This window comes from Micromonospora sp. NBRC 110038, from assembly GCF_020884815.1.
Lineage (GTDB): Bacteria > Actinomycetota > Actinomycetes > Mycobacteriales > Micromonosporaceae > Micromonospora > Micromonospora haikouensis.
This window is the reverse complement of record NZ_BBOL01000008.1, coordinates 159,388-171,415: the sequence shown is the minus strand read 5'-3', so window position 1 is coordinate 171,415 and position 12,028 is coordinate 159,388. Positions and strand designations below refer to the sequence as shown.

Genomic DNA, 12,028 nt, shown 5'->3' with positions numbered 1-12,028 from the left:
GGGGGGTTAAGTTCCGCGGCTGTCCGTGACCCACGCCACTCGTGGGATCCGGCCGGGGTGGACGTCGCGACGGGCGCCCGGTGGACCCCCGCGCGGGTGGAGAAACTTTTGCTATCTGCGGAAAAAGTTCGCAGAGGCTTGACGGAAGTCCGGGTACGGCGAGGATGATCCGATGCGTCGTCCCCCTCCGGTCCCCGGCCGCTGCGTCTCGGGCCTGCTCGCTGTCGTCCTCGCCGCGGCGGTCGCCGTCCTCGGGGCCGCCCCGCCCGCCGCGGCGCACGGCACCCTGGCCATGTCCACGCCGGCGACCGGCGCCACGGTCGGCGAGCCGTTGGCGACCGTGCAGCTCTACTTCACCGAGCGGGTCGCCGACAACGCGTACTTCGCGGTCACCGCGCCGGGCGGCGGTCGGGTCGACAACGGCTGGACGCACGGGTCGCCCGCGCCCCTGGACCAGCCGGTGCGGGAATACCTGCTCGTCGACGGGAAGTTCGAGCCGCGCGAATACACCACCGGTTTCCCGGCGGTGGTGAAACTGGCGCACCTGCCGGCGGCCGGGCAGTACACGGTCAGCTACCTGTCGGTTGCCTCCGACGGCGAGCCGGTGCGGGGCACGATGAGCTTCCGGTACACCGGTCGGGTCACGGCCGCCCCGCAGGGCTGGCGCCCGCCGACCACGGGACCCGACCCGTCGCTCGTCGCCGCCGCCGAACAGCACGAGACGTCCGGACACGGCTCGCCCCAGTCCGCGGGCGCGTCGGCCGCGCCCGCCGCGTCACCGGCCGCCCCCGGCGCGGCCCCTCCCGCGGCGGCCCCCGCCGACGCCGGGGACGCCGGCGGGCCCGGCTGGCTCGGCTGGCTCGGCGTCGTCGTGGCGGTCGCGGCGGTGGCCGGCGTCGTCGGGTGGCGTCACCGCGCCGCGTGGGCAGGTGGCCCGGCAACCCGCTGGCCGTGGACCCGCCGCCCCGCCGGCCGCGCGCCGCGCCGCGCCCCGGCCGCCCGGGCGGCGGGACGGGCGAAGTCGCCCGGCCCGAAGCCGCGCCCGGCGACCAGGGGCGGCGGCCCCCGACGCGACCCGGCCGGGCCGGGCGAGGCACCCGAGCCCGCGCCGGCGGGCGGGCCCCGGCTCGGCGACCGGGGCCTCGCCGTGGTCGTCGGCGGGCTGGTGGTCGCCCTGCTGGCCGGGTTCGGGCTCGGCCGCGTCGGTGCCGGCGACGGTCGGGCCGCCACGGCGGCCGTCGGCGGGTCGCCCGCCACCGGAAGCCCGGTCGCGGCGGGGGACGGCCACCAGCACGCGGCGGGGGCCGGGGCGCACACGCATCCCGGCGACGGCGACCCGGCGCAGGCGCAGGTGACCGGCACGACGGTCAGCGCCGGCGGCTACACGCTGAAACCGGTGACGCGGTCCCAGCCGGCCGGCGTGAACGCGGACTACCGGTTCCGGATCGTGGGCGCCGACGGGCGGCCGGAGACGCGCTTCGCGGTCGTGCACGACAAGCCGCTGCACCTGGTCGTGGTGGGCCGGGACCTGGGCGGCTACCAGCACCTGCACCCCACGATGGCCGTCGACGGCACCTGGAGCGTGCCCCTGACGCTCAAGCGGGCCGGGGGCTACCGCGTCTACGCCGACTTCGCCACGACCGCCCCCGACGGCACCGCGCGGCCGCTGGTCCTCGGCGTCGACCACCAGGTTCCCGGAGCGCACACCCCGGCCACCCTCCCGGCCGCCCAGCCGCGGGCGACGGCCGGGCCGTTCGAGGTGGAGATGGTGGGCACCCCGACGATCGGGGCGACGGTGCCGCTGTCGTTCCGGGTGGGCCGGGCCGGCGCGCCCGCGCGCCTGGAACGCTACCTGGGCGCGTACGGGCACCTGGTGGTCGTCCGCGAGGGTGACCTGGGCTACGTGCACGTCCACCCGGATCAGGAACTGGTCGACGGGGCGCCCAGGTTCTGGCTGACCGCGCCGGGCCCGAGCCGCTACCGGGCGTACTTCGACTTCCAGGTCGACGGCAAGGTCCACACCGCCGAGTTCACCTTCGACCTGGGGTGAGACCCGGGGGCCGGCCCGCACCGATGCCGATGCGGGCCGCCCCCGACGAGCCGGGGCCGCGCTAGCCCTCGATCCGGACGATGTTGCGGATCTTGTTGGACGCGTCCAGCGCCGCCACCTTGTACGCCTCGGCGAGGGTCGGGTAGTTGAACACCGCGTCGATGAGGTAGTCGACCGTGCCTCCGCAGCCCATGACGGTCTGTCCGATGTGCACGATCTCGGTGGCGCCGGTGCCGAACACGTGCACCCCGAGCAGCCGGCCGTCGGCTGGTGACACCAGCAGCTTCAGCATGCCGTACGAGTCGCCGACGATCTGGCCGCGGGCCAGCTCCCGGTAGCGGGCGATGCCGACCTCGAACGGCGTGGAGCTCTCCGTCAGCTGCTCCTCGGTCTTCCCGACGAAGCTGATCTCCGGAATGGTGTAGATGCCGATCGGCTGCAGCTCGTTGAGCGCGCGGACCGGTTCCCCGCAGGCGTGCTGCGCGGCGATGCGGCCCTGCTCCATCGAGGTGGACGCCAGGGCCGGGAACCCGATCACGTCGCCGACGGCGTAGATGTTCTCCACCGCCGTGCGGTAGTTCGCGTCGACCGTGATCCGGCCGCGCCGGTCGGCCTGCAACCCGGCCGCCTCCAGCGCCAGCTTGTCGGTCTGGCCCTGGCGGCCGGCCGAGTACATGACGGTGTCCGCGACGATCTTCTTCCCGCTCTTCAGGACGCACAGGGCGGCGCTCTCGTGCTTCTCGACCGCCGCCACCTCCTCGCCGAAGCGGAACGTGACCGACAGGTCGCGCAGGTGGTACTTGAGCGACTCGACGACCTCCTCGTCGCAGAAGTCGAGCATCCGGTCGCGGCGCTCCACCACGGTCACCTTGGTGCCGAGCGCGGCGAACATCGAGGCGTACTCCATGCCGATCACGCCCGCGCCGACCACGACCATGCTGCGGGGGATGGCTTCCAGGTTGATCACCCCGTCGGAGTCCACGATCGTCCGCTCGTCGAACTCGACGCTGTCGGGGCGGGCCGGCCGGGTGCCGGCGGCGATGATGGCCTTGTCGAAGGTGACCCGCGACTCCTGCCCGGACTCGCCGTCCACCCAGATCGTGTGCGGGTCGGCGAACCGACCGGTGCCGGTGATCAGCGTGACCCGGTTGCGGGCCAGCTGGTTGCGGATGACGTCGGTCTGCCGGCTGATCACGTGCTGGGTCCGGGCGGCCAGGTCGCCGACCGTGATCTCCTCCTTGAGCCGGTAGCTGCTGCCGTACAGGTCCCGCTGGCTCATGCCGCTGAGATAGAGCACGGCCTCGCGTAACGTCTTGGAAGGGACGGTGCCGGTGTTGATGCACACCCCACCGATCATGTCGCGGCGGTCGACGACGCCGACCCGCCTACCGAGCTTGGCGGCGGCGATCGCGGCCTTCTGACCGCTGGGCCCGGAGCCCAGCACCAACAGGTCGTAGTCATACACGCCGTAAGCCTCGCAAGATCCCGCAACCCGCGCCACCGCACGTTCGGCGGCGGCCCCCGGCCCATCGGCGCCGACAGGCGTACGCCCCGGCACGCCGGCCGGTGGGCCGACGTGCCGGGGCGCGGGTGCGAGCCGGGTCAGGGGGTGGTGATGTTGAAGCTCCTGACGGTGGCGCTACCGCCGAGGGCCTGGGTGGCGTAGTTGAAGACGCCGAACCGGTAGCCCATGAAGAACGGCCAGTTGTTGTCGAGGGTGAGCGCGTTGCCGAGGGAGACGAAGTTGGTGCCGTCGGTGCTGTAGGAGAAGCGGGCCTGCCGACCCGTGCCGGGTCTGATGTCGGCGTTGACGCGCAACCAGATGCGTCCGCCGCTGATCGCCGCGCCGGCGATCTCGGTGCCGGTGTTGGTGGTGTTCCAGTTGCTGTCCATGGTGATGTTGTTGGTCATGACCACCCGGTTGGCCCCGTTGTCGCGTCTGACGCCGATCCAGGCGGACGAGTTGCGCAGCATGGACAGGCCGCTGCGGTCACCGTCACGCATCGTGGAGTAGTCGAGCTCGATGGTGGCGGTGCTGGTCGGCCCCTGGATGCGGTGGGTCAGGGTGTTGCGGGCCTTGTAGAGGTCGGTGGTGACCGTGGCGGTCTGGAGCCGCAGCCCGTTGTTGACCGACCACTTGGTGTCGTCGGGGTTGTGGTTCCACTCGTACTGCGGGCCGAGCGTGGTGCCGGGGAACGTGTCGTTGCCGATCATGGGCTTGACCGGGCGGGTGGGCAGGGGGTTGGGGTAGGAGGCGCCCCAGGCGCCGTTGACGGTCTGGATCTGGGGCCAGCCGTCGGAGGTCCAGTTGATCGGGGCGAGGGCGGGCACCCGGCCGCCGGGGTACGCGTCGATGAAGCTCATGTAGTACCACTGGCCGTTCTGGGTCTGCACGAGCCCGCCCTGGTGGGGGACGCCGCCGCCGGAGATCGGGCCGGGCATGTTGAGCAGGACCTGGCGCATCTCGTACGGCCCGAACGGGGAGCTGGACTTGAGCACGTACTGGCCGTTGGCGGGGCGGGTCAGCCAGATGTAGTAGCTGCCGTTGCGCTTGTAGAAGCGGGCGCCCTCGAGGGTGCCGACGCTGGACGGCGTGGAGAAGACCTGCTGCGAGCGGACCTGGGTCTTCCCGTCGGCGGAGAGCTGGGCGACGCTGATCTGGCTGTTGCCGTACGCGACGTACATGGTGTCGTTGTCGTCGACGAGCAGGCCGGCGTCGTAGTAGCAGCTGTTGATGGTGGAGATGCGGTTCCAGCCGCTCTCGACGCTCGTGGAGCTGTAGACGTGCGTCTTGGAGAAGTCGACGCAGCCGAGCCAGTAGAACGTGTTGTTGCTCTTGCGGTAGTTCATGGCCGAGGCCCAGATGCCGTCGACGTAGGCGTTCGACCCGTTGAGGTCGTACTTGGTGCCGAAGTCGAGGCGGGGCACCGAGTGGCCGGCGAACTCCCAGTTGACGAGGTCGTACGAGCGCAGAATCGGCGCGCCGGGGGAGTAGTGCATGGTGGAGGCGGAGTAGTAGTAGGCGTCACCGACGCGGAAGATGTCGATGTCGGCGAAGTCCTGCCACAGCACCGGGTTCGAGAACGACCCCGACGGCGAGGGCGGCGGCGTGGTCGGCGGGGGAGTGGTGGGCGGCGGCGTGGTCGTCGGCGGCGGCGTGGTCGGGTTGCCCGTGGGGGCCGAGCCGGTGCAGGTGACGCCGTTGAGGGCGAAGCTGGTCGGCGCCGGGTTGCTCGACGTCCAGGTGCCGTTGAAGCCGAAGCTGACGTTGCCCCCGGTGGGGATGGAGCCGTTGAACGAGGCGTTGGTCACCGTCACCTGGGCACCCGACTGGCTGACCGTGCCGTTCCACAGCTGGCTGATCGTCTGCCCTGCCGCGAAGGACCAGGTCAGACTCCAGCCGTTGACCGGGTCGCCGAGGTTGTCCACCGTGACGTTGGCGCCGAAGCCGCCCTGCCACTGGCTGGACACCGCGTAGGTGACCTTGCAGCCGGCGGCGGCCTGGGCGGAGACGGCCATGGTGGCCCCGGCGGCGCTGACGGCGATGGCCGTCGTCGCTGCGAGCCAGAGCCGAAGACGCGAGCGTTTCACTGCCTTTCCTCTCCTCTGTGCGATCCTGGATCTGCTGGTCGTGGCACGTCGGGCGGGGTGCGCCGGCCTGGCGTCCGGGGCGCGACGCCGGGGAGGCGGAGAACCCCGACCGCCGTGACGCCGCACCCGCCGGCACGCGCCGGCGGACGGAGGTCGGTCGGATGGCAGCCCGGCACGGTCGCGGCTGGTGAGACTGGACGATCGTGGCTGCGGAACGTCACGGGTCTGTCGACATCAGCCCGAGGCCCGGCCGACAGAGGCTCCCACCCCCGACCGGCACCTGGCATGGTGCAGCGCTCGGCGGATGGCCCCGGACGTCTGTCGTCGGTGCCGCTCGTGCTTGCGGCTCCGGTCCCGGATCGGAGGCCGTACTGCCGGTCGGAGCGCGCCCTTCGCTCCTGCAGCGGACACTAGCGTGTTACCGTTCACATCGGCAAGTCATCGACCTGAAACGATGTTCGGGGGAACCCGCCGTCGGTGGGACCGGAGTCGTCGGCGCCCCGGATCGGGCGCGGCGCGCGGGGAGACTCAAAAAGCGAGGCCGAGCGCCAGGGCGGCGATGCCGAGCAGCGGCGGCACGAGCTGCTTGAGGGCCGCGCCGGCCTTCGACGGGGCCGAGACCAGCAGGACCAGACCGGCGGCGACCATGCATCCGGCGCCGACGAAGACCAGCGTCGCCCCGACGGTCCGCGAGCCGGATGCGAAGAGGACGATGCCGAGCGCGACGGCGATCGCCAGGAACAGGTTGTAGAACCCCTGGTTGAAGGCCAGCGCCTTCGTCGTCTCCGCGTCCGCTCGGCTGGCGATGCCGAAGGTCGCGCGCGCCCGGGCGCCCGTCCAGGCGATCGACTCCAGGTAGAAGATGTAGATGTGGACGAGGCCGGCGAGGCCGGCCAGCACGAGTCCGGCGATGATCATGATGACGCTTCCTCCGATCGCGCCCCGCCGGCCGGGCGGGGCCGCCGGTGCCGCTGGCGGGACCATTCTCCCCCCGTTCCCCCACGGCACGGGCCCGGCCCCACAGTCGGAGGGCGTCGGGCGCGGCCGGATGGCCGGTCAGCTGTGCCACACGACGACAACGCGCCCGCCAGCGCACCGCTGAATATGGCCTTTCTGCCCGCCTCCGACTGCGGACCTGGCATTCTCGGCAACGGGGCGGCCCGCCCTGCCGGCGGCAGGGCGACGGGGACCCGCCACGGCCGCGCCACCGGGCGCGCCCGGGACGCACCACGGTGGAGCGGCATGCGAGGGCATCGATCGAATCCGAACGGACCCGCTCCGCGCCGGGTCGGGCCCCCGGAGAGCGGGGTCGGGTCGGATGACGCCCGGCGCAGCCACCGGCTCGTCGCCGGGCTGCTCCTCGGCGTGGCCGGCGCCATCGACGCGTCGGCCGGCGCGGGCGCCGTCCGGGTGGACCCGTACGTGGTGATCGACGAGGGATTCCGGCGTCTCGACGTCACGGGGTGGGCGTGGCTCCAACTGGCGACGGGGCTGGCGGTGATCGCGGCGGCGCTGGCGTTGACCGTCGACCGGCGGGCCACCGCCTGCGCGGCGATCGGTGCCGGCGCGTTCGGCGTCCTGCTCACCGTGGCCCTGTTCGCGTACCAGCCGGTGGAGCGGGTGATGTCGGGGCTGCTGGCCGCCGTGGCGGTCTGGCTGCTCGCCGGGCACCTGCGGGCGACGCCCCGCCGGCGGCCCGGCCCGCCGGCCGGGCGGGAGGTCAGCTGACCGGCGCGCAGAGCTGCGACTGCAGGAACGGCTTCGTGCCCGGCGGGACCTGGCCCCGCCACGCCGGGTTGAGCGTGATCGTCAGGGGCGGCGCCTGCCAGGCCGCCCCGAGGCGCTGGAGCACGCCGTACTCGGTGCGCGGCTTGTCGAGGTTCTGGCCGGAGAGGAAGCCGATCATCTCGTCGGCGATCATCCGGCGGCCGAGGAACCCCGCGTGGAGGGCAGGCACCTCGACGACCGGGATCCTGGTGAACGGTCCCGGCGGTGCCTCCACGGAGCTGACGGTGGGCAGGAAGGCGATCATCCGCACCCCGGGGACCGGGCACATCGTCTGGTAGCGGTAGAAGGGTGCGTTGTCGATGAGGGAGCGGACGAACGGCTCGTCGGGATTGCTGGTGCCGTTGCCGAGGCGGTTGGCGAACCCGAACATGGCGCGCAGCACCCACCCCGCGCCGATCCCCCACCCGCTGCTGGCCTCCGCCGGCGGATAGTAGGCCCGCCCGGAGCGGACCAGCGGGCTGAACATCAGCAGCGCGCGCACCGGTGAGCCCGGCCGGTCGCGCAGGTAGGTCCGCGCCACCATGGCCCCCTCGCTCTCCCCGAGCAGCGCGATCGGCCGCCCGGTGAGCCGGTGCAGCGCGTCGACCTGTGCGGCCAGGCGCTCCGAACTGGTCGCCAGCGACTGGTGGGTGTCCAACGCCTGGTAGGGCAGCGGCCGGCCACCCGCGTCCACCCCGGCGTAGGAGTAGCGCCGCACCCGGGGGTCCGCGGCCGGCCGACCGTCGTAGGTGCTGTCGTGCCCGGCGAGCAGGAGCACCGCGTACGGGACGGACGCCGCCAGGGGTTGCGAGAAGACGGGCGGGCCGAACGTGTCCCGCATGCCGCTGCGCGGCACCGCGAGGATCTGGATGACCAGGGGCACGGCCAGCGCCAGGGCCACCACCACCGGCACCACCGGCACCCGGGGCAGCCGCACGTGGGCGGGCCGCAGCGCCGCGCGCACCGTCTGGTGCCACAGCAGCCCGTTGCACAACCCCGCTGCCAGTGCGACCAGCGGCGTCCACGCCGGGGCGGCGCTCCACACCAGCCCTCCGGCCACCGAGAGCACCACCAGGTCCAGCAGCGACCAGCCGAACAGCTCCGCCGACGGCAGCCCCCGCCACCCGCGGGGGACGACGGCCATCCGTTGCAGGAAGGGGGCGAGCAGGATCATCGGACCGAGCGAGACGAACAGGTACCAGGACAGGGCCACCGCCGACGCGGCGACCGACAGCGCGGCGAAGGGCGTGACGATGACGGCGGTGAGCGCGGCCACCCCCAGGTTGCGCCGCACCAGCACGCCCGTGGCCGGCCGGGTCGTCTGTGCCGGCCAGGAGAGCAGGACCAGCAGCGCGGACAGGGCGCCCCGGAGCGCGACCGCCGCGACCAGACCGAGGGCGAAGGTCAGCCAGGAGTTGTGGTAGACGAAGAGCCACCGCAGGTCGTGGTAGGTGTCGTACGGCCAGACCGCGGTGACCTGCGGCGCGAGCGCCTGCGGCGAGACGAAGCCGATTCGCGTCAGGATCGTGGCCTCGACCAGCGGGACGCCCCCGGCGACGGCGAGCAGCGCCGGCAGGCGACGGGATCGTGGCACGGGTCCTGCTCCTTCACCGGGTGGGGTCGGCGCCGACTGTCTCGGCATCGACTCTCTCGCGAGCGACGCCGCCCCGGGGCGATACCGCCGAATCGGGACCGGTCGGTCGGACGGCGGTCGCGGTGTCCGGTATCCGGCCGACCGGCCGGTGGATGGCGGCTCGCCGTGCTCGCCGGCGGTGGCTCACAATGGAGGGCCGGTCACGTGGCCGTGCGGCGGGGGAGGATGCAGTTGACTCAGGCAAGCGAGCCGAGCCCGGCCCAGCCGGCCACGGCGGAGACCACACCGCCGCGCGTCACGCGGGCCCGGCAGGTCCGGCTGGTGGGGCTGACGGTCACGCTGGCCGTCCTCGCGGCGGCCCTGATCCCGATCGTGCTCGCGTTCGGCCCGCCGACCCGCGACGAGCTGCTGGAGCAGGCCGGGCTGAAGGGCAGGCAGCAGCTCCTCATCGGGGTGAAGGACGACCAGCCCGGCATCTCCCAGCGGTTTCCGAACAACGTCTGGAAGGGCTTCGACGTCGACATCGCCTACATGATCGCCGGCTATCTCGGGTTCGACCGGTCCCAGGTGCGGTTCCTGCCGATCGAGAGCGAGGACCGGGCCCGCCGCCAGGCCCGCGACGGGGACGGGTTCGTCACCGTCGACCTGGTGATCGCCTCCTACAGCATCACCAAGCAACGGGAGGAGGAGGGCGCGGTCTTCTCCGCCCCCTACCTCTACACCGAGCAGTCGGTGATCACGCTGGACAGCGTCGGCGAGGCGGAGCAGGTGAGCAGCCTGGAGGACCTGAGTGGGAAGACGGTCTGCACGCTGACCACCTCGACCTCCGCCCAGCGACTGCGGGAGGCCGGCGCCAAGCCGATCGGCCGCAACCGGATCAGCGACTGCGTCCAGATGCTCTACGACGGCAAGGTGTACGCGGTCACCACCGACGCCGCGATCCTCGCCGGCTTCGTCACCGGCGACCGGCCCGACGACGACGGCCAGCGCTTCCCGGTCGAGCTGCGGGGCGTCAAGCCGCTGCGGCACTGGGACATCGGCTCCTCGGCGCAGGAGAGGTGGGGCGTCAACACCGGCTCCAACGGGGCGCTGCGGGACCTGGTCGACCTCGCCCTCTATGCCTCGGCCGAGGACGAGGAGAACTCGACCTGGGAGCACGCGTACGACGCGAACCTGCGCTGGCAGCAGCGGTACAACCTCCCGCAGTCCGTCGCGGAACAGCGGCAGCCGGAGCCGAGGAAGGTGGAGGTACGGCAGTGGCCGTGGGAGAGGATCGCGCTACCGGCCCCGGCGCACCCCGGATCGCCGCCGGCCCCGGCAAGACGGGCCGACCGCGCCGCATGGCGGGGGCGCGGCAGGCGCAGCAGTGGCTGCTGACGCTCCTACCGGCGTTCCCCGTCCTGCTGCTGGTGCTGCGGCTGTGGCAGCTCAGCCGGCAGGACATGTCGACCATGCTGCTGCTGGTGCAGTACGTCAGCCCGCTCGGCCTGCTCAGCGCGCTGCTGATCGCGTTGGTCTGGGCGTTCCCCCTGGTCGTGCTCACGTTCGGCGTGCTCGGTCGGCTGCTGCGGCTCAGCGCCCCTGACCGCTTCGACCCGGAACGGTCGCTGTTGGCCTCCGGGACGGCGCGCACCCCGGGCTGGGTGCTCACCGGCGCCGTCGCGCTGGGGGCGCTGACGTGGCAGCTGCGCTTCCTGCCGACGCTGCTGATGCTGGGGCTCTGGCTGCTCGCGCTGCGCACCCGCTACCTGCACCCGGACCAGCCGACCCGGATCCTGCTGGTGAGCGTGGCGCTGCCGCTGGCAGCGGCCGTGCTGGCGTACACCGCGTTGGGCCCGGCGATCTGGGCGGCCCTGCGGCAGGACGAACTGGCCACGGCCGCGCTGCTGGCGGTGCCGCCCGCCGCCGCGGTGCTGCTCACCGGCCCGATCCCCGGCTGGAGCGCCCCGGTGCTGACGCACGGCCTGGCGTACGCGGTCGCCGCCGTGCTCCCGCTGGTGATGGGGGCGGTCTTCCTCCGGGTCCCGGTGCTGCCGACCGCCGCGGTCGAGCTGGCCCCGCCGGGGGCGGGCGCCGCCGCCGCGGACACCGACCCAGGCGCGGATCCGGCGCCGGCCGACCGGGCGGGGCCGGAGGTGGTGCTCGGCGCGCTCATCACGGTCACCGACACGTCGACGATCGTGCTGGACCGGGCCGAGGGGGTGCGGTTCCTGCCGAACGGCCGGGTCCGGTCGCAGGTGCTGTGCCCGGAGGCGGCGCGGGTGCCGTACAGCGTGGTGACGGTGCACGGCTGGCCGGTGGAGGAGACGGTCCTGGACTGGATGATGCCCCGGCGGCCCGTCGCCGACCCGGACGTCCGCTGCGACGGCCGGCTTCCCGCCGCCCGGTGACTGCCGGCTCGACCGATTGACGGGACAGGCAAGCGTCACTAACCTGGGCAAGCGCTTTCCTGTGACGCGTCCCGCCTGCACACCGGCCGGGCACCGGTGGCGGCATCCCCGTGCGCGGGGTCCTGCACACCAGTGAAGGAGCACCACCATGCACAGCAGAGAGCGCCGCAGGGCGCTGTGGGTCTCCACGGTCGCGGCGGCGACGCTCACCGCCACCGCCGGCGTCGTGGTCACCGCCGGAACGGCCCAGGCCGCGGTCGGCTGCCGGGTCGCGTACTCGGTCGCCTCGCAGTGGGGCGGCGGCTTCAGCGCGAACGTCAACCTCACCAACGCCGGCGACCCGCTGACCTCCTGGACGGTCACCTGGTCGTTCGCCGCCGGACAGACCGTCACCCAGGGCTGGAGCGCCAACTTCAGCCAGAGCGGCAGCACCGTGCAGGCGTCGAACGTGAGCTACAACGGCAACCTGGCGACCAACGCCACCACGTCGTTCGGGTTCAACGGCACCTGGAACGACAGCAGCAACCCCGTGCCGACGAGCTTCGCGGTCAACGGCGTGACCTGCACCGGCGGCGTCACCCCGACCACACCGCCGGCCACCACCGCCCCGCCGACGACCCCGCCGCCCACCACCCC

The 12,028-nt window shown here is 73.1% G+C and carries 9 protein-coding genes; 5 read left to right on the top strand and 4 right to left on the bottom strand.

Going from position 1 to position 12,028, the window contains the following annotated elements; all coding sequences use genetic code 11:
• Positions 1–172: 172 nt before the first annotated feature.
• Positions 173–2,050, top strand: a complete 1,878-nt coding sequence (locus LPU61_RS31655; protein ID WP_305071995.1) for a copper resistance CopC family protein — start codon at positions 173–175, stop codon at positions 2,048–2,050.
• Positions 2,051–2,111: 61 nt separating this feature from the next.
• Here the strand turns inward: LPU61_RS31655 and sthA are convergent, their stop codons facing one another.
• The 3 genes from sthA to LPU61_RS24850 form a co-directional block, all read right to left on the bottom strand.
• On the bottom strand, positions 2,112–3,515 hold the full coding sequence (gene sthA, locus LPU61_RS24860; RefSeq protein WP_043963431.1) for a Si-specific NAD(P)(+) transhydrogenase: 1,404 nt from the start codon (positions 3,513–3,515) through the stop codon (positions 2,112–2,114).
• A gap of 137 nt (positions 3,516–3,652) precedes the next feature.
• Entirely contained in the window at positions 3,653–5,569 is a 1,917-nt protein-coding gene (locus LPU61_RS24855; protein WP_229406392.1) for a family 43 glycosylhydrolase, read from the bottom strand.
• Positions 5,570–6,169: 600 nt separating this feature from the next.
• Entirely contained in the window at positions 6,170–6,559 is a 390-nt protein-coding gene (locus LPU61_RS24850) for a DUF1304 domain-containing protein (protein WP_043963432.1), read from the bottom strand.
• A 324-nt stretch (positions 6,560–6,883) separates the two neighbouring features.
• Here LPU61_RS24850 and LPU61_RS24845 point away from each other — a divergent pair, with 324 nt between their 5' ends.
• Positions 6,884–7,369: a hypothetical protein gene (locus LPU61_RS24845; RefSeq protein WP_229406322.1), complete on the top strand. Its 486-nt coding sequence runs from the start codon at positions 6,884–6,886 to the stop codon at positions 7,367–7,369.
• Here LPU61_RS24845 and LPU61_RS24840 read toward each other — a convergent pair.
• The gene (locus LPU61_RS24840; protein ID WP_229406321.1) at positions 7,362–9,002 is read right to left on the bottom strand and encodes a hypothetical protein; all 1,641 of its coding nucleotides are present in this window, start codon (positions 9,000–9,002) and stop codon (positions 7,362–7,364) included. The two genes, LPU61_RS24845 and LPU61_RS24840, sit on opposite strands and share 8 nt — an antisense overlap.
• A 231-nt stretch (positions 9,003–9,233) precedes the next feature.
• On the opposite strand from LPU61_RS24840, the gene LPU61_RS24835 reads away from it, so the two are divergent.
• The 3 genes from LPU61_RS24835 to LPU61_RS24825 form a co-directional block, all read left to right on the top strand.
• Entirely contained in the window at positions 9,234–10,379 is a 1,146-nt protein-coding gene (locus LPU61_RS24835) for a transporter substrate-binding domain-containing protein (protein ID WP_043963435.1), read from the top strand.
• Entirely contained in the window at positions 10,343–11,392 is a 1,050-nt protein-coding gene (locus tag LPU61_RS24830) for a hypothetical protein (protein ID WP_043963436.1), read from the top strand. Before LPU61_RS24835 ends, LPU61_RS24830 begins: the two co-directional genes overlap by 37 nt.
• A gap of 148 nt (positions 11,393–11,540) precedes the next feature.
• The coding region (locus LPU61_RS24825; protein ID WP_229406320.1) for a cellulose binding domain-containing protein at positions 11,541–12,028 on the top strand (488 nt) is incomplete at its 3' end.

Bases quoted from the DNA above. Each gene is read 5' to 3' on its own strand.
- LPU61_RS24855 (WP_229406392.1), bottom strand. From the start codon at position 5,569: ATGGCCGTCTCCGCCCAGGCCGCCGCCGGCTGCAAGGTCACCTACGCG.
- LPU61_RS24845 (WP_229406322.1), top strand. From the start codon at position 6,884: ATGCGAGGGCATCGATCGAATCCGAACGGACCCGCTCCGCGCCGGGTC.
- LPU61_RS24830 (WP_043963436.1), top strand. From the start codon at position 10,343: ATGGCGGGGGCGCGGCAGGCGCAGCAGTGGCTGCTGACGCTCCTACCG.
- LPU61_RS24850 (WP_043963432.1), bottom strand. From the start codon at position 6,559: ATGATCATCGCCGGACTCGTGCTGGCCGGCCTCGCCGGCCTCGTCCAC.
- LPU61_RS31655 (WP_305071995.1), top strand. From the start codon at position 173: ATGCGTCGTCCCCCTCCGGTCCCCGGCCGCTGCGTCTCGGGCCTGCTC.